Source organism: Dickeya lacustris, assembly GCF_029635795.1.
GTDB lineage: Bacteria > Pseudomonadota > Gammaproteobacteria > Enterobacterales > Enterobacteriaceae > Dickeya > Dickeya lacustris.
In genome coordinates this window covers 2,564,550-2,588,732 of record NZ_CP114280.1, presented here as the reverse complement: position 1 = coordinate 2,588,732, position 24,183 = coordinate 2,564,550, and the positions used below count along the sequence as shown (strand labels likewise).

General features: G+C 52.7%; 19 protein-coding genes. 5 read left to right on the top strand and 14 right to left on the bottom strand.

What is annotated here, in order from left to right; translation table 11 throughout:
* Positions 1–1,272 precede the first annotated feature (1,272 nt).
* From aegA to O1Q98_RS11720, 3 genes are all read left to right on the top strand, one after another.
* On the top strand, positions 1,273–3,336 hold the full coding sequence (gene aegA, locus O1Q98_RS11730; protein ID WP_125261257.1) for a formate-dependent uric acid utilization protein AegA: 2,064 nt from the start codon (positions 1,273–1,275) through the stop codon (positions 3,334–3,336).
* Positions 3,337–3,339: 3 nt separating this feature from the next.
* Positions 3,340–3,864 carry a 4Fe-4S dicluster domain-containing protein gene (locus tag O1Q98_RS11725; RefSeq protein ID WP_125261256.1) on the top strand — a complete coding sequence of 175 codons (525 nt, stop codon included), beginning with the start codon at positions 3,340–3,342 and terminating at the stop codon, positions 3,862–3,864.
* 310 nt (positions 3,865–4,174) lie between these two features.
* Positions 4,175–4,915: a 4'-phosphopantetheinyl transferase family protein gene (locus O1Q98_RS11720; RefSeq protein WP_125261255.1), complete on the top strand. Its 741-nt coding sequence runs from the start codon at positions 4,175–4,177 to the stop codon at positions 4,913–4,915.
* Positions 4,916–4,977: 62 nt separating this feature from the next.
* Here O1Q98_RS11720 and O1Q98_RS11715 read toward each other — a convergent pair whose 3' ends face one another.
* On the bottom strand, positions 4,978–6,315 hold the full coding sequence (locus O1Q98_RS11715; RefSeq protein WP_125261254.1) for an NCS2 family permease: 1,338 nt from the start codon (positions 6,313–6,315) through the stop codon (positions 4,978–4,980).
* A gap of 284 nt (positions 6,316–6,599) precedes the next feature.
* On the opposite strand from O1Q98_RS11715, the gene yieH reads away from it, so the two are divergent.
* Positions 6,600–7,265, top strand: coding sequence for a 6-phosphogluconate phosphatase (gene yieH, locus O1Q98_RS11710; RefSeq protein ID WP_125261253.1), 666 nt, complete (start codon positions 6,600–6,602; stop codon positions 7,263–7,265).
* A 16-nt stretch (positions 7,266–7,281) separates the two neighbouring features.
* On the opposite strand, the gene O1Q98_RS11705 is transcribed toward yieH, so the two are convergent.
* The 11 genes from O1Q98_RS11705 to glmU all read right to left on the bottom strand — a co-directional run bounded on the left by O1Q98_RS11705 (position 7,282) and on the right by glmU (position 19,656).
* A complete protein-coding gene (locus tag O1Q98_RS11705; RefSeq protein ID WP_125261252.1) occupies positions 7,282–8,106 on the bottom strand; it encodes an amino acid ABC transporter permease in 825 nt (274 codons plus the stop codon).
* A gap of 1 nt (position 8,107) precedes the next feature.
* Complete coding sequence (locus O1Q98_RS11700; RefSeq protein ID WP_125261251.1) at positions 8,108–8,854, bottom strand: amino acid ABC transporter permease; 747 nt, start codon at positions 8,852–8,854, stop codon at positions 8,108–8,110.
* A 160-nt stretch (positions 8,855–9,014) separates the two neighbouring features.
* Positions 9,015–9,851: an ABC transporter substrate-binding protein gene (locus O1Q98_RS11695; protein ID WP_125261250.1), complete on the bottom strand. Its 837-nt coding sequence runs from the start codon at positions 9,849–9,851 to the stop codon at positions 9,015–9,017.
* A gap of 258 nt (positions 9,852–10,109) precedes the next feature.
* A complete protein-coding gene (gene phoU, locus O1Q98_RS11690; protein ID WP_125261249.1) occupies positions 10,110–10,841 on the bottom strand; it encodes a phosphate signaling complex protein PhoU in 732 nt (243 codons plus the stop codon).
* Between the two features lie 13 nt (positions 10,842–10,854).
* Positions 10,855–11,631: a phosphate ABC transporter ATP-binding protein PstB gene (gene pstB, locus O1Q98_RS11685; protein WP_125261248.1), complete on the bottom strand. Its 777-nt coding sequence runs from the start codon at positions 11,629–11,631 to the stop codon at positions 10,855–10,857.
* Positions 11,632–11,696: 65 nt separating this feature from the next.
* The gene (gene pstA, locus O1Q98_RS11680; protein WP_125261247.1) at positions 11,697–12,584 is read right to left on the bottom strand and encodes a phosphate ABC transporter permease PstA; all 888 of its coding nucleotides are present in this window, start codon (positions 12,582–12,584) and stop codon (positions 11,697–11,699) included.
* Positions 12,584–13,573 (bottom strand): phosphate ABC transporter permease PstC, encoded by a 990-nt coding sequence (pstC, locus tag O1Q98_RS11675; protein WP_125261246.1) that lies wholly within the window; start codon positions 13,571–13,573, stop codon positions 12,584–12,586. The genes pstA and pstC overlap by 1 nt, the downstream gene beginning before the upstream one ends.
* A gap of 147 nt (positions 13,574–13,720) precedes the next feature.
* Positions 13,721–14,761: a phosphate ABC transporter substrate-binding protein PstS gene (gene pstS, locus O1Q98_RS11670; RefSeq protein WP_125261245.1), complete on the bottom strand. Its 1,041-nt coding sequence runs from the start codon at positions 14,759–14,761 to the stop codon at positions 13,721–13,723.
* Positions 14,762–15,040: 279 nt separating this feature from the next.
* Complete coding sequence (locus tag O1Q98_RS11665) at positions 15,041–16,084, bottom strand: acyltransferase family protein (protein WP_125261244.1); 1,044 nt, start codon at positions 16,082–16,084, stop codon at positions 15,041–15,043.
* A 150-nt stretch (positions 16,085–16,234) separates the two neighbouring features.
* Positions 16,235–18,067: a glutamine--fructose-6-phosphate transaminase (isomerizing) gene (gene glmS, locus O1Q98_RS11660; RefSeq protein WP_035345376.1), complete on the bottom strand. Its 1,833-nt coding sequence runs from the start codon at positions 18,065–18,067 to the stop codon at positions 16,235–16,237.
* 218 nt (positions 18,068–18,285) lie between these two features.
* Positions 18,286–19,656 carry a bifunctional UDP-N-acetylglucosamine diphosphorylase/glucosamine-1-phosphate N-acetyltransferase GlmU gene (glmU, locus tag O1Q98_RS11655; RefSeq protein WP_125261243.1) on the bottom strand — a complete coding sequence of 457 codons (1,371 nt, stop codon included), beginning with the start codon at positions 19,654–19,656 and terminating at the stop codon, positions 18,286–18,288.
* Between the two features lie 333 nt (positions 19,657–19,989).
* On the opposite strand from glmU, the gene pelX reads away from it, so the two are divergent.
* On the top strand, positions 19,990–22,194 hold the full coding sequence (gene pelX, locus O1Q98_RS11650; protein ID WP_125261242.1) for a pectate disaccharide-lyase PelX: 2,205 nt from the start codon (positions 19,990–19,992) through the stop codon (positions 22,192–22,194).
* Positions 22,195–22,346: 152 nt separating this feature from the next.
* Here the strand turns inward: pelX and O1Q98_RS11645 are convergent, their stop codons facing one another.
* Positions 22,347–22,769, bottom strand: coding sequence for a F0F1 ATP synthase subunit epsilon (locus O1Q98_RS11645; RefSeq protein ID WP_035345368.1), 423 nt, complete (start codon positions 22,767–22,769; stop codon positions 22,347–22,349).
* Between the two features lie 20 nt (positions 22,770–22,789).
* A complete protein-coding gene (atpD, locus tag O1Q98_RS11640; protein ID WP_125261241.1) occupies positions 22,790–24,172 on the bottom strand; it encodes a F0F1 ATP synthase subunit beta in 1,383 nt (460 codons plus the stop codon).
* Positions 24,173–24,183: the final 11 nt, after the last annotated feature.

Sequence of the window (24,183 nt, the reverse complement as noted above, 5' to 3'; positions counted from 1 at the left end):
CCGGCCCGCCTTCGTCCTGCGTGCAAGCACGCTGGCTACGCCAATAAACCCGTTGAAATAAGCGCTAAGTGGTGATCATAACGAACATTTCTTAGCTGAATATTAAGAGCCTGATCATCAAACACTGACTCGCCAGGCTATACCCAAATCCCTTGGACATCGCCCACTCACATCAATTCCCTCTTTTGTTCGCTCGTCGCCTGTGCAAAGAGGTCTCTGCAAGCCATGTCGCCGACAAAAGAGTAGCAAGCGATGTTTAAACCCATCGTCAATATAAATAGCGTTGACACACTACCACCAATGGCGCGCTCATTTCATATATATCCGTCATACTTCGTGTTACATCGGCATAATGTTTCCACGTCGCACCGGTGCGACATAATGTTTGCAACATTATTCGTAACACGCCGACACCGATTTTCAACAACCACTCACACGCTTGCGCCAACGGCGTATGGCGAAATAGGTCGATAAACGAAAAAAGAATTTCGTGACAAAAATCACATTAAAATCAACACACAAGCAGCCATTAGATTTCACGAAATATTATTTAATGCATTATTAATACCTTTTACTCTTTAATTCATAAAAATTACTTATCGTGCTATTAAAAAATCATTGCCGCTAAACTGATTACGTTTTCTTACCCTTTTCGCCGTCATTTTTTTGTATTTTCCTTTTACTATCATTAACAAAGAATAGTAAAAAATTGCCATCTGACAACATTGCCACGCTATTTCAGCCCGATGGAAATGAAACTAATCATCACTTGCAATATCGATGCTGCAATATCGACGCCAGACGATAATTAGCGCATTCCGGCAGCAGGTGTGAATAGGCAAAGCGCGGCTAACCGCTCATGCGCAGTTCATCACACCGCATTTTTGATAAACGCACGAAAAACTCTGGTTATTTTTACCCCACATTCTCTGTTCTATATCAAGATTTCACCGCTCCTGAGCCGTTAGGATGCATTTTAGGTCGTGTTGGGATGCCCTGTGAAACACGCCTTAAAAAACCGAGGGGATCGCTATTTTTTCTCCTGACGAGACAGGTAACAGCCCCTTTCAGCATCACTTTCCGAGTGACCCGCTAACGCTGGTTCCGCTAGCGCCGAGATTGCCTGTGAACAGGACATCGGTAGAGCCTGCCAGCCATCGCAACAGACACCCGCAGCCACGCTGGTAAACCACTTACCTGAGAAGGCCTCGGCATGCCTGACGGCGCTCGGCAACTCATCTATATACCCAGTTGTACGTGTCGGGAGAGGATATGAATCAGTTTGTTATCGCCAATGCGAAGGATTGTATCGGCTGTAAAGCCTGCGAAATTGCCTGCGTGATATCCCATAATGACGGATGTTACCCACAAAACAGGCAAGATTTTCGTCCACGAATCAAGGTATTTGACAAGGCAGAGCAGCATACTGCGGTAACATGCCGTCACTGCGAAGACGCCCCCTGTGCCAGCGTATGTCCGACACAGGCGCTGGTAAAACACCAAGGCGGCGTGCAGCTACAGGCTGAAAAGTGCATTGGTTGTAAAACCTGCGTACTGGCATGTCCATTTGGTGCCATTAGCGTTGAACCTCAGACGCAATACAATACGCCACGGCAACACACCCTGGCTGACAGCATGCTGGCGCACAAATGCGACCTGTGTATCGACCGGCCACAAGGCCAGGCCTGCGTTGAAGCCTGCCCGACCAACGCGCTGCGGTTTGTGAACGAGGCTGCGCTGGAAGAACAGCGACGCGCCAAGCAACTGCGCACGGCGCAAGCCGGTTTGCCCGGTACTATGCGGGGAACGCCGACACTGGCTGGCCTGTCATGCCACCCGCTGGACACCCATAAAAACTGGCCGCGCCGTGACGCCGTGAAAAAACCGCTCACTCAGCGAAAAACCACCTTTGACGAGATTTACCACGGCTTTAGCCCTGAGCAAACCCACGATCAGGCCAGTCGCTGCCTGCACTGCGGGCAACACGCCATCTGTGAATGGACATGCCCGCTACACAACAATATTCCCGCGTTATTAGATCTGGTGCAGCAAGGGCGCATTCTTGATGCCGTTGAATTGTCACACCGAACCAGCAGCCTGCCGGAGATTTGTGGCCGGGTTTGCCCGCAAGACCGGCTGTGCGAAGGTGCATGTACGCTAGGAAAAGGCTTTGGTGCCGTCACCATCGGCAATATTGAGCGCTACATCACCGATACAGCGATTGCGATGGGCTGGAAGCCTGATTTAAGCCATGTCGCGGCCACCGGCAAGCGGGCGGCGATTGTCGGCGCAGGCCCGGCAGGTTTGGCGTGCGCCGATGTGCTGGCGCGTCACGGTGTTCAGGCGGTGGTATTTGACCGTCACCCGGAAATTGGCGGGTTGCTGACGTTCGGCATCCCGGCGTTCAAACTGGATAAATCGGTACTGACCTACCGCCGCGACATGTTCAGCGCCATGGGTATCGAGTTTCGCCTCAATACCGAAGTGGGGCGTGATATCAGCATGACGCAGCTACTGGAGGAGTTCGATACCGTGTTTCTTGGCGTCGGCACCTACCGCTCAATGAAAGCCAACCTTGAGCATGAAGACGCCCCCGGCGTTTATGACGCGCTGCCGTTTCTGATTGCCAACACCAAACACGTTATGGGGCTCCCCGCCCTGCCAGATGAGCCCTATGTCTCAATGGAAGGAAAACGGGTCGTGGTGCTCGGCGGCGGCGATACGGCGATGGATTGCCTGCGTACCTCGATTCGTCAGGGAGCGACCTCTGTTACCTGCGCTTATCGCCGTGACGAAGCCAACATGCCAGGCTCCCGTAAAGAAGTGAAAAACTCACGCGAAGAAGGTGTGGAATTTTTATTCAATGTTCAGCCGGTTAATATTTGCCTGAACGACGATGGCGCGGTGTGCGGCGTCAGCCTGATTCGAACCGAAATGGGTGAGCCGGATGCCAGTGGTCGCCGCCGTCCCAAACCGATTGCCGGGTCAGAATTTATTCAACCGGCTGATGCTATCATCACGGCCTTTGGGTTTCAGAGCCACAGCATGCCGTGGTTACAAGAGGCTCACATCACGCTGAATCAATGGGGGCACATCACCGCAGCACCGCATGACGCAGCGAAAAAAACCGCTAAAAACCAGCCCTGCCAAACGAACCATCAACGGGTGTTTGCGGGCGGCGATGCGGTGCGCGGTGCCGATTTGGTCGTGACGGCTATCGCTGACGGGCGTTACGCCGCACAGGGTATGCTGCATGTCATGGGCATTGATGTACCAGACATGTCATTACCCGTCACACCGGTGCAGCCACAGACCGGTTCAACCGCAGGGGTGTAAGCCATGAATTCGTTTGTCATCGCCGATGCGGCCAAATGCATCGGCTGCCGTACCTGTGAAATAGCGTGTGCGGTCGCCCATGCTGGCGGCGACCAACAAAAATTGCATAAATCGCACTTTTTTCCGCGCCTAAAAGTAATAAAAAATGCTAACGTGAGTACGCCTGTATTATGTCATCAATGTGAAAATGCGCCGTGCGCCAGCGTTTGCCCGCATGATGCGCTGGTGCAGCACCAAAACAGCATTCAGGTTATTGCCTCACGGTGCATCGGTTGCAAAAGCTGTGTCATCGCTTGCCCATTTGGTGCCATTAATGTGGTTGCTCGCTTATCTGATGACGGGCAATGCGCCTCCGGCAGTGACATTCATAAATGCGATCTGTGCATCGGTGTTGCGCAAAGCCCATCCTGTGTGCGGGTTTGCCCCACCTCAGCACTCCAACTCGTCACGCCAGAAGCAATCGCCGAACTGGTTCATGAGAAGCAACAACGCTCTGCATGGCCCCGCACGGACATCCATCTGCGTTGATAAATCCCCGGTGAAGAGGGCACTCTTCACCGGGCATGCAATCATAAGTGACTCGACAGACTTCTCCGGCCCGCAGGGGTGTGGCAGGATGTGATACAGCCCCGATTTTTGTTTCAATTAAAATAAAATCAGTTTTAATAAAAAGTGCGTTTTGACGTATTCTGCACTGGCAGGAATAATTATCGCCGATTTATCCGCCAGTTTTTCTTTGTCACAGATTTTGTCTGGCGGTATGCGTCAGCAATGACTTCGCATCGCAGTATTCTACTAAAAACTATCGGTTTTTTTTCGTTGGCATCATGGAGTGAATATGACCTGTCATTTCGTCAGGTGGGCAAGCACGGAGGCGTTACCCGATCTGCAACGGTTATCGGATGACCTGATTTCATCCACGCACAGCTTTTCTGTTAAGCGCCGCGAGCGCTATCTGAAAGGCCGCGCGCTGTTGGCAGAAATGATGTTTTATTTTTTCGGTTATCCGGTTCTGCCACCGTTAATGGTTTCGCCAAACGGCAGACCCTGTTTTGTTGACCCTCATCTACCCGATTTCAGCCTTGGCTACGCAGGAAATACCATCGCCATCCTGCTCAGTGAAGAGGGGAAAGTCGGTATGGATGTCGAAATTATCCGCGTCTGGAGTCGTGAAACGCCCACTCACCTGCAAACCCAGACTCACGCGGAAAAAGCCTGGATTGACGCCCAGTTAGACCCTCTCGAAGCCGCTACTCAGCTATGCACCATTCGCCAGTCAGTGCTAAAGATCCCCGGTTTCCATACCGGCGGGCCGGAGTCGCTGAAACTGCATCCGGCCTCTGGTCGCCTGCGCTCGCGGCATATACCGGAAGTGGAAGTGGTCAGCGACATTGACGACTACCTGGCCTGGGCCTGCGCTCACACGCCAAGACTGGATCGTCTGGTGATGTGGAATTACACCTCGGCTTACGGTATGCGTAAAAGCGGCGAAATTGTCCATCAACAGCGCCAATCGCGGCGTTATATCAAATTAAGTAGCCACGCGACGGAGCATGCTTCTCCGCAGTATGTGATGTAACGAGGGGGCAGAAAAAAGAGCCGAAGAAAGGCGCGAGCCGGGGCAACCCGGCTCGCGGAGAATTAATGCGCGTCAATAAAGACGATTTTCAACAGGAATAGCACCGCAACCGCCACCACGCACGGGCTGATATCACGCCAGCGACCGGTTGCTGCTTTCATGATGGCATAGGCGATAAAACCAAATGCAATCCCTTCGGTAATCGAGAAAGTAAACGGCATCATTACCGCAGTAATGAACGCGGGCACCGCTTCGGTCAGGTCATCCCAGCTCACACGCGCCAGGCTTGAGGTCATCAATACCCCAACGTAAATCAGCGCGCCCGCAGCCGCATAAGCTGGCACCATGCCAGCGAGCGGAGACAGGAAAATCACCAGCAGGAACAACGCCCCGGCGACAACCGCCGTCAACCCGGTACGCCCGCCAACAGACACGCCGGATGAGCTTTCGATATACGCCGTGACCGATGACGTCCCGATAAACGCCCCGGCAACCGAACTGATACTGTCAACATACAGCGCCTGTTTCATACGTGGAAACTTGCCGCGCGCATCCACCAGACCAGCTTTATCCGTCACGCCAATCAGCGTACCGGAGGAGTCAAACAGGTTGACCAGCATAAAAGAGAAGATGACGCCAGAAAGCCCCAAATTCAGCGAACCGGCCAGATCAACCTGCCCGACCACGCTGGTGACGCTCGGCGGCATAGAGAAAATACCGGTGTATTTCACATCCCCCAGCATAACGCCAAGCAGAGTGGTAACGGCAATCGAGATAAGCACGGCGGCATGGATATTGCGATGAGCCAACACCACAATAATAAAGAAACCCAGTACCCCAAGCAGCACGCCGTGCGAGGTCATTTTGCCAACGGCCACCAGCGTTTCCGGGTTAGGCACAATAATGCCCGCATTTTTCAGGCCGATCATCGCAATCAACAGACCAATCCCGCTGGCAATGCCAAGACGCAGACTTTGCGGGATATTGGCCACCATCCAATAGCGCACCTGGAATACGGTCAGCAATAAAAATCCGATAGCGCCCCAGAAAATAGCGCCCATCGCCACCTGCCAGGGTAAGCCCATGGTACCGACCACCACAAAAGCAAAAAAGGCATTCAAGCCCATCGCCGGAGCCAGCGCTACCGGTAAATTGGCCAGTAATCCCATAAAAATGCTGCCAAAAGCGGCAATCAGGCAGGTCGTGACGAATACCGCTTTGGTATCCATACCCGCTGCGCCGAGGATCTGCGGGTTAACGAACACGATGTAGACCATCGTCAGAAACGTAGTGAACCCGGCAATCGTTTCAGTACGCGCCGTGGTGCCATGCTGTTTGAGCTTAAACACGCGCTCCAGCAGCCCCTGCGGTGCAACGGAACCAGACTGAGATTTATCCATGAGAAATAACCTAAAGAAGAAAAAGGAAACAGAATCGCCCGGTATCCTATACCAAAATGCGCGGCAGTTAACGCGCCGGGTGGCTTTTTTTTCCCGGCCATAATAATTTTCTATATCTTGCGCCTGATCGCTACGCTTTCGCTGCCGTTCTTGTTGCGAAAACGTTTGTTCATGTTTTTCTATCCGGGAAAATCATCCGCTATCGTAATCAATGATCGGTCAGGTAAAGTGGTTAATCATCGCCACCTTACCCCGAGGTTAAGCGGCGTTTATGAGGAGTGTGAATGTCGATAATTGAGTGTGTACTTTTCGACTGTGATGGCACGCTGGTCGATAGCGAGGTCATTTGTTGTCAGGCTTATGTGAATATCTTCAAGCCCTACGGCGTGCAGTTACCGCTGGCCGAGGTCATTCAAACGTTTAAAGGCATGAAGCTTTACGACATCATTGAACGCATCAGCACGCGTTTTGATTTAACGGTCTCGGTTGAACAACTGGAGCGACATTTTCGCTCGGAAGTGGCGCGACTTTTTGATCTCTCACTGCAACCGATCCCCGGTGTTAAAGCAGTTCTGGAGGCGCTACGGGTGCCCACCGCCGTAGTGTCTAACGGCCCGGTCAGCAAAATGCAGCACTCGCTGGGTTTAACCGGCTTATTGCCGTTCTTTGGTCAACACCTTTATAGCGGCTATGACATTGGCAAATGGAAACCCGATCCCGCATTACTGCACCATGCCGCCAATGAAATGGGGGTGGAGATCTCACGCTGTATTTTGGTGGAAGATTCGGTTTCCGGCACTCAGGCAGGGATAGCGGCAGGCATTGCGGTATTTTACTACTGCGCCGATGAGCACAACGCTCCCATCCATCACCCGCAAGTCACTATGTTCCATGACATGGCACAGCTACCCATGCTGTGGCGGCAGCAAGGGTTTTCGCTAACAGACTGAATACAGAGTGTTGTTGCTATCGCGCCTCTCGCTGCGGATTGTTGATTTGTAGATCATGGATTTGTAGATCGTTGATTTGTGGATCGTCGATTGGCGGATTGCTGACGTGTGCAATGTTAACGGCACGACGCCAGCCAAACAGCCTGCGGCGCGCAGGCACCGGCGTGGTGCTAAAACGCTGGCGCACAGCGTGCGCCACCGCTTCCAGGGCCAGACAAAATACAAAATAGACCAGTGCAATAAACAAAAACACTTCGGCAGGGTAGACCATGCTGCGGTTATTGACCTGCGTGGCAAGAAAGGTCAGTTCGCCCACGCCGACAATATAGGCCAGCGAGGTGTCTTTAATCAGCGAGATCCACTGATTGATGAACGAAGGCACCATCATGCGCAATGCCTGCGGCAGTACGATATACCACAGCGTCTGCCAGCGCCCCAACCCGAGCGACAGCCCCGCCTGCCACTGCCCCACAGCAATTGCCATAATGCCCGCTTTCACGCCATGAGCCAGATAGGCAGAGGCGATGAGCGTCAACGCGCACACCACGGTGGTGATAGCCGGAATATCCACGCCGAACACTATCGGTAATAAGAAATAAGTCCAAAAAATCAGCATGATGACAGGAATGGCACGGAAAAAGCCCAACACCAGCGCCAGTAGCGCGCCGCCTGTCCCACGGTTCATCGCCAGCGCAACCCCCAACACCGTGCCCAACAGCGCCGAAGCACATCCGGCCATCAGGCTTAATGCCAGCGTCAGCGCCGCGCCGCCAAGCGGCCCCTCAGGGAACGACCCCCACATCAGATAACCAAAATTATCGATGATTATCGAGAAATCCATCTTATTTCCCCTTTAGCGGTTGCCGATGGGCGCGCCACATACCAAAGCCTTCCAGCACGGCAATGGCAGCAACGTAGAGCAAGGTCGCCACCCCGAAAGCCTGAAATGTGCGCAAGGTTTCCGTTTCCACCTGACGTGAAGCATAAGACAGTTCGGCAACACCGATAGCCATCGTCAACGAGGTGTTTTTTATCACGTTCATGTACTGCCCAAGCAGCGTCGGCCAGGCTATTCGCCACGCCTGTGGCAGCACCACATAGCGCATCGCCTGCCAGCCGGTTAACCCGAGCGCACAAGCGGCATATTTCTGGCCGCGCGCGACACCGGCAATACCCGCGCGGATCTCTTCGGCAATAAACGCACTGGAGTAGAACGTCACCCCCATCAAACCGGCAATAAACTCAAACGACGGCAGGCTAATCTCCAACAGCGGCAGCGTGTGCGGCGTCGTGAGCCACTGCATGAAGGCCGCAGGCAAACACTGGGGCGCACCGAAATACCAGAAGAACAGCTGCACCAGCAAGGGCGTGTTGCGAAACAGCGAGCAATAGGCCACCACCGGCCAGCGCAGCAAAGGAGTGCGGCTATCGCGCGCGGCGGAAAGCGCCAGGCCAAGCAGCGTTGCCAGTAGCGAGGTGGCCAATGCCAACGCGAGCGTTACCAGAAAACCCTGCCACAACCAATGCAGGTACTGCGGGGCCAGCCATGTCTCGGCCAGCCAACGTTGAAAGTGGTTATCAGTCATCATCAATAAGAAGGCCCCCGGGATGGGGCCGGGGGCAAGGTTACTACACTGAGTGTCGTGACGTTCATCAATACGAGGAATGTCTGTCGTTTATTTCTGCTATTTCTGTGTCACCGGTATGACATCGTCAGCCAGCCACCAACAGGCAATGGCGGGTGAAGAATCAGGCTTTGGGCTGTTGAGCCAACGGGGCGATTTTAAAATCACCACGCGGCTGCGCTGACGGGGTTTGCGGCCCGAACCAGCGGTCATAAATTTTCACCGCCTCGCCCTGTTTTTCCAGGTTCAGCAGAATGTCATTCACTTTTTCCGTCAACCGGTCTTCACCTTTAGGAATGCCGATGCCCTGATACTCTTTGGTGATGCTAAAGGGCGAAATTTCAAAATCGGCTTTTTGTGCCGCCGACAGGTTGCCCAGCAGCCCGACCAGTTTGGCGTCATCCTGGGTGATGGCCTGCACGTTGCCATTACGCAGCGCCGCAAACGCCAGCGGCGTGTCGTCATAAGAGATCACTTTCGCCGTTGGGTAGTGTTCACGCAGGGTGATTTCCTGCACGGTGCCTTTATCTGCACCAATGCGCAGGTTTTTGATGTCTTCCGGGGTTTTCAGCACGCCTTTGCGGGCAATGAATTTCTGGCCGGTGGCGAAATAGGGCACACTGAAATTCACCTGTTTGGCACGCTCATCGGTAATGGTGAAATTAGCGGCAATCAGGTCAACTTTTTTCGAGGTCAACAGCGGAATACGGTTGGCCGGGTTCGTTGCGCGCAACTCCACTTTTACGCCCAGCGCCTTGCCGATAGCCTGCGCGACATCCACATCGTAGCCCACCAGCTTTTTACTTTGCGGATCGACATAACCAAACGGCGGATTGCTGTCGAACACCGCCACGTTCACCACCCCGGCTTTCTGGATGTCGTCGAGTTTATCCGCCTGCGCATGGCCAGAAAGCGCCGCCAGTCCTGCCAGAAGAGAGAATGCCAACAACGATTTTTTCATTTTTTATCCGCCTGTAATCTATTGTTCTCAAAAGAGAATGCACCTGAACGAGAATGAGTTCATAAGATGTTGTTAACTCAATGAATGCAGGCTAACAGCGGTACTGACGCGCCGGAAATAACATAAATACCCATAATATGAACTTATGTTCTATTCGGCACCTGGCAACCCTCAGTGACAATGCGGCCATCGCGCATAACCAATGACAACGCCCCGCAAAGGCGGGGCGTTGGGAAGCAACAAGCAATGGCGGGTTGGTTACTCCGGTTTGCTCGCGTCTTTTTGCGCCAGCATTTTTTCCAGTGCGTCGCCACCCAGATGACGAAAATCCTGGCCTTTAACGAAGTAGAAAATGAACTCGCAAATGTTCTGGCAACGGTCGCCAATGCGCTCAATGGAACGGGCGCAGAACAACGCGGTCAGCACGCTGGGAATGGTGCGCGAGTCTTCCATCATGTGCGTCATCAGTTGGCGCACAATGCCTTCGTACTCTTTGTCCACTTTCTTGTCTTCCATGTAGATGCGCTTGGCTTCATCCAGATCCATACGCGCAAACGCGTCCAGCACATCATGCAGCATCTGTACGGTGTGATTGCCCAACGACTCCAGGCTCACCAACAGCGGCTGATGCTGATGGGAGAATTTCTCCAGCGCGGTGCGGCAGATTTTGTCCGCCACATCGCCGATGCGTTCCAGCTCGGAAATGGTCTTGATGATCGCCATCACCAGACGCAGGTCGCTGGCGGTCGGCTGGCGTTTGGCAATAATGCGCACGCACGCCTCGTCAATACTCACTTCCATCATGTTGACTTTGGCATCGCCTTCAATCACGCGCTGTGCCAGCTCCGCATCCTGATTGTGCATGGCGGTAATGGCATCCGTCAGTTGCTGTTCCACCAGCCCGCCCATCGTCAACACCTGGGTGCGGATGCTTTCCAGTTCGGCATTAAACTGACCGGAAATATGTTTATTCAGATTAAGATTGTCCATGATACTCCCGTAATCAACCGTAACGACCGGTGATGTAGTCTTCAGTCTGCTTCTGCCGTGGCGCGGTAAACAGGGTGTCGGTATCGCTAAATTCAATCAGCTCGCCCAGATACATAAACGCCGTATGGTCGGAGCAACGCGCCGCCTGCTGCATGTTATGCGTGACGATCACCACGGTATAGTCTTTCTTCAGCTCGGAAATCAGCTCTTCGATACGGCCAGTGGAGATAGGGTCGAGCGCCGAGCATGGTTCATCGAGCAGTAATACGTCCGGTCGAATAGCGATGCCGCGCGCAATACACAAACGCTGCTGCTGGCCGCCGGACAAGCTGTAACCGCTCTGGTGCAGTTTGTCTTTGGTTTCCTGCCACAGCGCCGCTTTGGTCAGCGCCCACTGGACGCGCTCGTCCATTTCCGCCCGCGACAGTTTCTCAAACAGTTTCACGCCAAAGGCAATATTGTCGTAAATCGACATCGGAAACGGCGTCGGCTTCTGGAACACCATCCCCACCCTGGCGCGTAACAGTGCGATATCCTGGCTATCGGTCAGGATATTATTGCCATCCAGCAGGATATCGCCTTCGGCACGCTGCTCCGGGTAGAGCTGATACATTTTATTCAGGGTACGCAGCAAGGTTGATTTACCGCAGCCAGAGGGCCCGATAAACGCCGTCACCTGGTTTTTAGCGATATCCAGCGTGATGTTTTTCAGCGCATGAAATTTCCCATAATAGAAATTCAGATTGCGCACCTGGATTTTGCTGGCGGATGTCTCTGTCACCATACTCATTAAGACGTCTCTCTTCTGGCGAACGCCGCCTGCGCGACGCTCGAATATTCATAAATGTTGCTGGGTTAACGTGTTTTCCTGGCAAACAGTACGCGAGCCAGCACGTTCAGCAGCAGTACGCACAGCGTAATCAGCAGCACCCCGGCCCACGCCAACCCCTGCCACTCTTTGAACGGGCTCATGGCAAATTTAAAAATCGTGACCGGCAGGTTAGCAATCGGATGCATCAAATCGGTGCTCCAGAATTGGTTCGACAGCGAGGTAAACAGCAGCGGTGCCGTTTCCCCGGCGATACGCGCCACCGCCAGCAACACGCCGGTGATAATGCCGGATACCGATGCTTTCAGGGTAATCGCCGAGATCATCTTCCATTTCGGCGTCCCCAGTGCGTAAGCCGCTTCTCGCAGGCTATCCGGCACCAGTTTCAGCATGTTTTCGGTGGTACGAATCACGATAGGCACCTGCAACAATGCCAGCGCAATCACGCCAGCCCAGCCGGAGAAATGCTCCATTTTGGCGACCACCAGCGTGTAGACAAACAGCCCAACCACGATTGACGGCGCAGACAGCAAAATGTCGTTAATAAAGCGGATCACTTCGGCAATCAGCGATTTACGGCCATATTCAGCCAGATAGACACCGGCCAGAATTCCCAGCGGCGTGCCAAACAGCGTCGCCCACAGAATCAACAGGCCGCTACCGACAATCGCGTTAGCCAGGCCGCCCCCCGCCGAATTCGGCGGCGGCGTCATTTCGGTAAACAGCGACAGCGACATACCATCAATGCCTTTCGTCACCGTAGACATCAGTATCCACACCAGCCAGAACAGGCCGAATGCCATCGTCAGCATCGACAGAAATAGCGCAATACGGTTTTTTTGACGACGCCACGCCTGCATTTTGCGGCGGGTTTCCAGCGTGTCGGAATGGGTTTCCATGCTCATGCTCGCCATCAGCGTGCTCCTTCATTTTTCGCCAGACGCATGATCATCAGCTTCGAGCAGGCCAGCACAATAAAGGTGATAACAAACAGAATCAGCCCCAGCTCCATCAGCGCGGCGGTATGCAGCCCGGTATCCGCTTCGGCAAATTCATTGGCCAGCGCCGAGGTGATGCTATTGCCCGGCATATAGAGCGAAACGCTGTCTAACTGGTAGGTATTGCCGATGATAAATGTTACCGCCATGGTTTCACCGAGCGCCCGGCCAAGCCCCAGCATCACGCCGCCAATCACGCCGTTTTTGGTGAACGGCAGCACGATGTGCCAGATAACTTCCCACGTAGTACAACCGATGCCGTAGGCCGATTCTTTCATCATCACCGGCGTTTGCTCGAACACATCGCGCATCACGGCGGCAATATAGGGGATGATCATAATGGCCAGAATGACCCCGGCGGCCAGAATGCCGATGCCGAAAGCCGGGCCGGAAAACAGCGAACCGATGAATGGAATGCCAGAGAGCACATTGCCAACCGGCTGCTGGAAATATTTGGCGAACAGCGGGGCGAACACAAATAGCCCCCACATGCCGTAAACGATACTCGGGATCGCAGCCAGCAGCTCAATCGCCACCCCAAGCGGACGCTTCAGCCAGCCGGGTGCCAGTTCCGTCAGGAACAGCGCAATACCGAAACTGATGGGAATGGCGATAATCAAGGCAATAAGCGACGTCACCAGCGTGCCGTAAATCGGCACCAGTGCACCGAATTGCCCGGCAGGCGCATCCCACTCTTTGTTCCACAGGAAAGAAAAACCGAAGGTTTTGATGCTCGGCCAGGAGGCGAACATCAGTGAGACGATAATGCCGCCCAGCAGCAGTAACGTCAGCAGGGCCGCCAGTCTGACCAGCGCCCCAAAAAGGATATCGCCCTGTTTTCCCGGCGGGGTAATGGTTTTGCCTACAGGTATATCCGCTATAGTTGTTGGCTTATCGTCAGCCATACGTCTCTCTTCTTTCAGATAACGGCGTTTTTCAAATAACTGCGTCTTTCAGATAATCAGGCGGCGCTATCAACGTCGGAGGTGGATAGACCGATTGCGGTTTATCCACCTCAGGAGACTGACTCAACCGTTCCTGACCGACTACAATCAGTATAGTGCTTTACCGCTGCTGTCTTTGATCTGGGTTTTCCAGGCAGCGCGAACCTGAGCAACCACTTCTTTCGGTAAGGTGGCGTAATCCAGCGCTTTCGCCTGAGCATCACCTTTCGTGTAGGCCCAATCGAAGAACTTCAGCACTTCAGTGCCCTGCTCTGGTTTACTCTGCTCTTTATGCAGCAAAATGAAGGTGGTTGACGTGATAGGCCATGCGTCCGCGCCTTTCTGGTTAGTCAGGTCTTGTGCAAACGACTTGCTCCAGTCCACCCCTTTGGCCGCATTGCTAAAGGAGGCTTCCGTCGGGCTGACGGCTTTGCCATCGGCCGAGAGCAGCTTGGTGTACACCAGATTGTTCTGCTTGGCATAGGCGTATTCGACATAACCGATAGACCCCGGCAGACGCTGAACAAACGCAGCGATACCGTCGTTGCCTTTACCACCCAGACCGGTCGGCCAGTTAACGGTGTTACCCGCGCCAATCTTCTCTTTCCACTCGCTGTTCACTTTCGCCAGATAGCTGGTGAACACATAAGAGGTGCCTGAACCATCGGCGCGACGCACGACCGCGATATCCTGATCCGGCAGTTTTACCCCTGGGTTCAGTTTAGCGATGGCCGCATCGTTCCACTTTTTGATATTTCCCAGGTAGATATCACCCAGCGTTTTGCCATCCAGCGTCAGTTCACCGGCAGCCACACCCGGCAGGTTAACCGCCAGTACGATACCGCCAATCACGGTCGGGAACTGGAACAGGCCATCTTGCGCCAGCTTATCATCGGCCAGCGGAGCATCGGACGCGCCAAAATCGACGGTCTTGGCGGTAATTTGTTTCACGCCGCCGGAGGAGCCGATGCCCTGATAGTTCACTTTATTGCCGGTCTCTTTCTCATAAGAGTCTGCCCACTTGGCATAAACCGGAGCGGGGAATGTCGCACCTGCACCAGTGAGATTTGCTGCGGCGAAAGCAGAAACCGCCGTCAGAGAAAAACTTGCAGCAACGATACTGGCAACAGTGGTACGCATGAGTTTCATAATCCCTCCTGTGGGATACCTAGACGTGTAGACCCGGAGCTATTGTTTAATCGGTAGAGGTGTCATCCGCAGCGTGTGCGCGATCACAATGTCATTTGCTGGAAGAGAAAATAGGTCAATTCGGTGACAGTAAAATGTATGAAATATGACAGTTATGTGACAGGCACATTAGAAGCCGCTGGGGGTGTACTAACCTGTCAATAAGACAGAGGAAAAAGGCCGAGGGAACACCGTGATTTTCAAGATGCTATCAGAGCAATAAAAGCAGGCATTGAAATATTACCTTCCTTCTACCTTGAGGTTTTTTAAAAATCTATTTTTAATAAAACTCCTGGCTGGGCTTTCAAAAAAAACAAACGAAAGATGAGAAACAACCAGCGTCAGCAATATAAAAATCACACCATCAATTATTTTTTTTGAAAAACCCAACCCACTCATAGTCATTAGAATGGGATAATGTAATAGATAGGTTGAATAAGATACTCTTCCTAAAAAATCTCCAGCTTTATTTTCCAATAAAAAATTCCCATCAGGAACAAGAAAAACAAGCGAGAAAAAAACCAGAGAAATTGCAATTAAAATACCTGGCTCATTCCATATTGCATGTAAATAACCCGTGTAGCTGAAAAAAATCATCGGAAAAAGCAAAGGAATCACAGCAAGGGAGCATAAGAAATACTTGCTTTTGTACTTCTCAGGAACAGACCATTTCTTATACAAAACCCCGAACAAGAGACCAACCACAAAACAAGCATACACCTGTAATATTGATAGCCTAAAAAACAGGCCAAACACAGTGCCTTCATGAATTTTCGGATTAGGAAAAAAAACATAAAAACCTAAAAGGGCGATGGGGAATAGCATTATTCCCATCCCCAGTTTCTTGGTCAAAAACCAAAAAAAAGCAAAAGCAGCATAAAATTGTATTTCAGGTGGAATTGTCCACATGACTTTTACACCAGATAACAAGAGTAAATTTGAAATTAATGATGAGAGATCGGCTATCGGATAAAGGAAATGGACAAACTCAGAAGGAAAGATAATATTTCCAAAAAAAGAAACGAATACAACAAGAAAGAACAAAGGAATAACCCGGGCAATTCTTGCAACACAAAAACCCACCAAGTTTTGTGTATTCGGAACTTTATCCAGATAAAGAAAAGACATTAAAAATGAACTTAGCAAGAAGAATAGCATTACGCCAAGCTGGCCTGCACCATTACCTAGCACGCCCCCGAGAATCTTAGACTCGTTGCTATAATGACTAACAATAACAATCAAAACAGCTACACCACGTATAGTATTTAAGCGTCGAATTTCCATTTTCTTAACTCGTACTAAGGTTTCTAACGCGGGCTAAGTGTAACACCCCTGCGTATGTTAACTTAAAAAAAGAAAAGCCCTGATAGATTAAATCAGGGCTTTTTTATGCCAGGCGAAGAATCACGCTCTTCGCTCAGTCACCGGCAAACCTTACTCCACCGTTACCGATTTCGCCAGGTTACGCGGCTGGTCAACATCGGTGCCTTTAATCAGCGCCACATAGTAAGAGAGCAGTTGTAGCGGCACCGTGTAGAAAATAGGCGCGATGAACTCTTCAACATGCGGCAACTGGATGATTTTCATCATCTCGCTGTCAGACGTGAACCCGGCCTGCTCGTCAGCGAACACATAGATTTCACCGCCGCGCGCACGCACTTCTTCGATGTTGGATTTCAGTTTTTCCAGCAAATCGTTATTAGGCGCGACCACAACGACTGGCATATCGGCATCAATCAGCGCCAGCGGGCCGTGTTTCAGTTCACCTGCGGCATACGCTTCTGCGTGGATGTAGGAAATCTCTTTGAGCTTAAGCGCGCCTTCCATCGCAATCGGGTACTGATCGCCACGGCCGAGGAACAACGCGTGGTGTTTATCAGAGAAGCCTTCCGCCAGCGATTCGATAAGCTTGTCTTGCGACAGCATCTGTTCGATACGGGCGGGCAACGCCTGCAGCGCCTGCACGATTTCACGCTCAACCTCTGCCGCCATCCCGCGCAAACGGCCAATACGCGCCACCAACATCAACAGCACCGTCAGTTGGGTCGTAAAAGCCTTGGTGGAAGCAACACCGATTTCAGCCCCGGCGCGGGTCATCAGCGCCCAGTCTGATTCACGCACCAGCGAGGAGCCCGCCACATTGCAAATCGCCAGCGAACCGAGATACCCCAGCTCTTTTGACAAACGCAACGCTGCCAGCGTGTCAGCCGTTTCACCGGATTGCGATAAGGTGATCATCAGGCTGTTTTCACGCACCGCCGGTTTGCGATAACGGAATTCGGAGGCGATTTCCACATCGCAAGGAATACCCGCCAGCGACTCAAACCAGTAGCGCGACACCATGCCTGCATTGTATGACGTACCGCAGGCAATAATCTGTATATGTCGCACCGTTGCCAGCAGCGCCTCGGCCTTAGGCCCCAGTTCTGAGAGATGAATTTCACCGTGGCTAAAGCGCCCTTCGAGCGTGTTTTTGATGGCCAGCGGCTGCTCGAAAATCTCTTTTTGCATGTAGTGACGGTAGGCCCCTTTATCGCCAGCGTCATACTGCACGTTTGATTCTATCTCTTCGCGCTGCACCTCTTTACCGTGACGATCGACGATGCGTACCGTGCGGCGGGTAACTTCTGCGATATCGCCTTCTTCAAGGAAGATAAAACGGCGCGTTACCGGCAACAGCGCCAGCTGGTCAGAGGCGATAAAGTTCTCCCCGACGCCCCGGCCAATCACCAGTGGGCTGCCGGAACGGGCGGCAACCAATACGCTGGGGTCGCGGCTATCAAGCAGCACCATACCGTAAGCACCGCGCAATTGCGCAATAACACGCTGCACCACGTCATGCAGTGAGCCGCCCTGCTGTTGCTCCCAATGCACCAAATGGGCAACGACTTCGGTGTCGGTTGCAGAGGTAAACTGATACCCACGCGACACCATCAATTCACGTAATGGTTCGTGATTCTCGATAATGCCGTTATGCACCACGGTAATATGGCCAGACACATGCGGGTGCGCATTATGCTCGGACGGTTCACCGTGCGTTGCCCAGCGGGTATGCGCAATCCCGGTGCCGCCGGTCAGCGGGTGTTCTTCCATCGCCTGCGCCAGCACCTGCACTTTGCCCAGACGACGCAGGCGTGAAACCTGACCATCGTGACCGACAACCGCCAGACCGGCAGAGTCGTAACCCCGGTATTCAAGGCGGCGCAGCCCTTCCAGCAGGATTTCAGCTATATCTCGTTGCGCGACAGCGCCAACAATTCCACACATCGGTTGTATTCCTGTAAACGTGACATATTGTGTCACCGCGATGTCTTTAGACCTGATTATTCCGGTTGATTCCGGGTTCCCCGAGCCGTTGTAGAAAGCGGGGTTTTATTATGTTTTGGTCTGGCCTCAACGGTAATAAGCCCAGACCAAACGTTATCATCATCAGCCCGAGAAGCGCGCTAACCGTGACGGGCCTGCGCGCCTCGGGCATAAGACGGTTACTTTTTCTTCACCGGACGTTTCCAGCCCGCAATGTGCGTCTGTTTCACGCGGCTTATCACCAGTTCATTTTCACCAACATGACGGGTGACGGTAGTCCCCGCGCCGATGGTCGCGCCACGGCCAATCGTCACCGGTGCAACCAGTTGGCTATCCGACCCGACAAACACATCATCGCCAATCACGGTTTGGTGTTTGTTGGCACCGTCATAGTTACAGGTGATCGTGCCCGCGCCGATATTCACGCCGGAGCCAATGTGCGCATCACCAAGATAGGTCAGATGCCCCGCTTTCGAACCTTTACCCAAGCGCGCCTTTTTCATTTCGACGAAGTTGCCCACATGCGCCTCTTCTTCCAGCACAGCGCCTGGGCGCAGACGGGCAAACGGGCCGATGGTGCAGCGCGCTTCCAGCACCGCATCTTCAACAACCGAGTAGGGGCTCAATTCACAGCCATCGCCAATGTCGCTGTTTTTGATGATGCACCCTGCGCCAATCTTAACCCGGTTGCCGAGCGTGACCCGGCCTTCCAGAATCACATTGGCATCAATGGTCACATCAAGGCCGTGTACCAGTTCACCGCGCAGGTCAAAGCGGGCCGGATCCATCAGCATGACGCCTGCCAGCAGCAGCCGTTCAGCCTGTTCGCGCTGAAAAGTGCGCTCCAGCGTCGCCAGTTGCAGGCGGTTATTCACCCCTTCGACTTCACTCAGCGCCGATGGCTGCACCGCCACCACGCGGTTTCCTTCCTGAGCGGCCATGGCAATAATGTCCGTCAGATAGTATTCACGCTGTGCATTATGGTTATTGAGCTGGCCTAACCAGCGTTTCAGGTCACGGCCACCGGCGACTAAAATTCCAGTGTTGATTTCTGTAATGGTGCGCTGCTGCTCGCTGGCATCTTTATGCTCAACAATCCCGACCACCTCGCCATTATCCCGCACAATGCGGCCATAGCCGGTTGGATCGGGCAAATTGACAGTCAACAGGCCAATGCCACCCTGCGGTTTCGCGGCAACCAGGCGCTGTAACGTCTCTGATGAAATCAGCGGAACATCGCCGTAAAGAATCAGGATGTCTTCGTTGTCGTCAAAATCATCCGCCGCCTGCTGCACCGCATGGCCGGTGCCCAATTGTTCAGCCTGCAACACCCAGTGCAACGAGGCATCGGTCAGCGTCTGGCGAATCAGCTCCGCGCCATGTCCATAAACCAGATGAATGCGCTCGGCACCCACGTTTAGCGCAGCATCAATCACGTGTTGGACAATCGGTTTTCCTGCCAGAGGGTGAAGCACTTTAGGAAGGCTGGAATACATGCGGGTTCCCTTGCCAGCGGCAAGAATAACCACACTCATTGAACTGTTAGACATAGGCATCCTGACTAAAAACGGAATGGAGCCCCGCACGCGAGGGCGAACGAAAGTAAACCTGTTATCGCACCGGATTACTACATATTTTTCAGCGAAAAATGGCCGCTAAACGCCATTCCTGGGTGAAAAAACCTAGGGTGAGAGTGTATCCAATACAGCAAGGTTTGGGTAATCAGAAACCGTCTGGAAGCCCGCTTTTCAGCAACATTTCTACGGTGAATTTAAATCACATCTTATGCGCGTGGCTGTTCGGTTTGTGAAGCATGCAAAAGAAACAGTGTTTCATTTTTTGACATAATGCCGTGTTCAATAACAAAGAATAATGGAGAAAACATGAAATATGCTGTTTCGGGGCTACTCACTGTCGCCCTTAATTCAATGTTACTTCTGGGGCCCAATACGGCGTTTTCTGCCACACAAGATGCCGCACCTGTCTGGCGTAGCATCGCTTTTGGTCAATCCACCGACGTCAATTTTGCTACCAACGTTCTGCCTGAAAAAGTCGGCGTCAACACCGTCACCATTAACGGTAAAAAACTCACCACAACCGATAAGGCTGACCTGTCACAACCCGTCACGATTGAAAGCCGGGGCGGTAAAATTGCCAATACCCATGATGGCTTGACCTTTTTCTATACCGAACTCCCGGCAAAAGCGAATTTCGTGCTACAGGCAGACGTAACGGTAGACCACTTCGGCCCGGAAACCGATGCCAAACCAAATGCACAGGAAGGTGCCGGTTTGCTGGTGCGCGATATTCTCGGTGTGCCGCGTCAGGAGCCGTTAAAAGAGGGCTATGAAGAATTTCCAGCGGCATCCAACATGGTGATGAACGCCATCATGACGCAGGATAAAAAATCGGGCACCGATGTTAAGATGCAGTTGATTAGCCGTGATGGCGTCACCCAACCCTGGGGCAACACCAACGCCAAAATCACTCGCACCAGCTATCAGGAAAAGATCAATCTGCAACAAACACCCACCTTTCGCCTGAAGCTTGAGCGTACTGATGAAGGGTTTATTACCTCGTATGCGCCTAAAGGCAGCGATCAGTGGGTGAGTAAAAGCGTCGAGGGTGCCGATGTCGTTACTCGTCAGGATAAAGAGAACTATTATGTGGGGTTCTTCGCTTCGCGTAATGCCAAAATCACCATCAGTAATGCCAGCCTGACCACCAGCCCGGCGAATACCAAGGTTTCTGCACCGTTCAAAGCCGAAAGTTACGCGCCGCTATTACAGATAGCGTCCTCAGCGGTGTCTGCCAGCGATAGCTATCAGATTCAGGCGCGAGCGAACTACAACGGCACTATCGAAGTATTTCAGGATGGCAAATCATTAGGTAAACCCCAGCAGTTACGGGCAGGGAATGATTTATCACTCACGACCAAATTGCTCAAACCTAAGTCAGACATCAAATTGGTGTACACCCCGACAGAGGGTGACGACAAAACCGCCAAAGAAACGTCATTCAGCGTAGAAAAAATCACGCTGGCGGATGCGAAAAATCTGTATGTTTCACCCGAAGGGAAAGCCAGTAATAACGGCAGTAAAACCGCGCCGCTGGATATCAAAACAGCAATCAGTGCGCTGCAACCTGGCGGCACGTTATGGCTGATGGACGGTGATTACAGCGCTACAACCATTCCCGTTTCTGCCAGTGGTAACGCCAAGGGTATTAAAACCCTGACGCTGGCAGGCAAAAAAGCCGTGTTTCATGGCCTGCAACTTAACGCCAACTACTGGAAAGTGAAAGGCGTTGAAGTTACAGAAAAAAGCTTCCGCATTGAAGGCAGCCACAACGTGATTGAGCGAGTGCTGGCGCATCACTGTGATAACACCGGCATTCAGGTGTCGTCTAATGAGAATGTTGGCCGACCGCTATGGGCCAGCCACAACCTGATCCTCAATTCCGAATCGCACAGCAATCAGGATGCCAGTAAAAAGGATGCCGATGGTTTTGCCGTGAAAATGCGGGTAGGGGAAGGCAACGTGATCCGTGGTGCCTATTCACATGACAACATCGATGATGGTTTCGACCTGTTCAATAAAATCGAAGATGGCCCGAATGGCGTTGTGGTGATCGAGAATTCGATTTCGGTCAACAACACCAGTAACGGTTTCAAATTAGGTGGCGAAGGCCAACCGGTCGCTCATCAGGTGAAAAACAGCATCGCTATCGGCAACCACATGGATGGCTTCACCGATAACTTCAACCCTGGTGCGATACAGGTGTACAACAATATCGCGCTGGATAACGTACGCTTTAACTTCATTTTCCGCCCAAGCCCTTACTATGGCCCGGAAAAACAGGGCGTGTTCAAAAATAACGTCTCGCTGCGTACCAAACCCGGCCAATACGACGATGCGATAGTCGGCCGGGCTGATGACAGTAACTACTTCATCAAAGGCAACCGCTCAGTCAACAGCCAGGGTAAAACCATGACCCTCGCAAACTATAAATCGGTCGTGGTGCCTGCGGTATTTAGCCGTGATGACAAAGGCAACCTGCAACTGGGTGACTTTTTGAAGAAGAAATAACACACCGATATCAGGGAAGACAGCCCGCCTTGTTGCCATCAACGGCAATCAGGCGGGCCGATAAAAAAAGCCAGCTGAAATCAGCTGGCTTTTTTCTTGCGGTATTGCGCTATCGGCACCCTATGGGGCGAGCGCGCTCACCGTTGCATCTGTTACATCGCTTTTTTGGTCAGCTCAATGACGCGCAATTTAGCAATCGCCTTCGCCAAATCAGCAGAGGCTTGAGCGTAATCCACATCGCCATGCGAGTTGTGAATATTCGACTCAGCTTTACGCTTGGCTTCCAACGCTCGCGCTTCATCAAGATCCTGCCCACGAATGGCGGTATCGGACAACACTGTTACCATGTTCGGCTGCACCTCAAGGATGCCGCCGGACAGATAGATGTACTCTTCATCACCGTGCTGTTTAACAATGCGCACCATACCAGGCTTAATGGCCGTGAGCAGGGGGGCGTGACCGGGATAAATCCCCAGCTCGCCTTCGCTACCGGTTACCTGGATTTTCTGTACCAGACCGGAAAACATCGCCTGTTCCGCACTAACGACATCCAGATGGTAAGTCATAGCAGCCATATCACCCTCCTATCAAGGCGTTACAGTTTCTTGGCTTTTTCCACGACTTCGTCAATGGAACCTACCATGTAGAACGCCTGTTCTGGAATATGGTCGAACTCGCCTTCCATAATGCCTTTGAAACCACGGATGGTTTCTTTCAGCGGCACATATTTACCCGGAGAACCGGTGAAGACTTCGGCCACAAAGAACGGCTGAGACAGGAAGCGCTGGATTTTACGCGCACGGGATACGACCAGTTTGTCTTCTTCAGACAGCTCATCCATACCCAGAATCGCGATGATGTCCTTCAGTTCCTGGTAGCGTTGCAGAATCGACTGCACGCCACGCGCCACATCATAGTGTTCCTGACCGACGATCAGCGGATCGAGCTGACGGCTGGTGGAATCCAGCGGGTCAACCGCCGGGTAGATACCCAGTGATGCAATCTGACGGCTCAGTGTTACCGTTGAGTCCAAGTGGGCGAAGGTGGTCGCCGGTGACGGGTCAGTCAAGTCATCCGCTGGCACGTAAACGGCCTGGATAGAGGTGATTGAACCGGTCTTGGTGGAGGTAATACGCTCCTGCAACACACCCATCTCTTCAGCCAGCGTCGGCTGATAACCTACCGCAGACGGCATACGGCCCAGCAGCGCGGATACTTCGGTGCCCGCCAGAGTGTAACGGTAGATGTTATCGACGAACAGCAGTACGTCACGGCCTTCATCACGGAATTTTTCCGCCATGGTCAGACCGGTCAGCGCCACGCGCAGGCGGCTGCCCGGCGGCTCGTTCATCTGGCCATACACCAGTGATACTTTGTCGATAACGTTGGAGTCGGTCATTTCGTGGTAGAAGTCGTTACCTTCACGGGTACGCTCACCCACGCCTGCAAACACGGAGTAACCGGAGTGCTCGATCGCGATATTACGGATAAGCTCCATCATGTTTACGGTTTTACCTACGCCCGCACCACCGAACAGACCGACTTTACCGCCTTTGGCGAACGGACAAATCAGGTCGATAACCTTGATACCGGTTTCCAGCAGTTCCTGGGAGTTAGACAGTTCTTCGTACGTCGGAGCCGCACGGTGAATCGCCCAGCGCTCTTCTTCGCCAATCGGCCCTTTCATGTCGACCGGCTCACCCAGTACGTTCATGATACGACCCAGCGTAGCCTTACCAACCGGAACTTCGATCGGATGAGCCAGGTTGGTAACTTTTAAACCACGACGCAGACCGTCGGAAGAACCCATTGCAATACAACGAACCAAGCCGCCGCCTAACTGCTGCTGTACTTCCAGCACCAGTTTCTCAGCCCCGTTCTCTACCTCAAGCGCATCGTACACATTCGGTACGGCATCCTGAGGGAACTCGACGTCCACCACGGCGCCGATTACCTGGATAATCTTTCCAGTAGCCATCTTGAATCCTC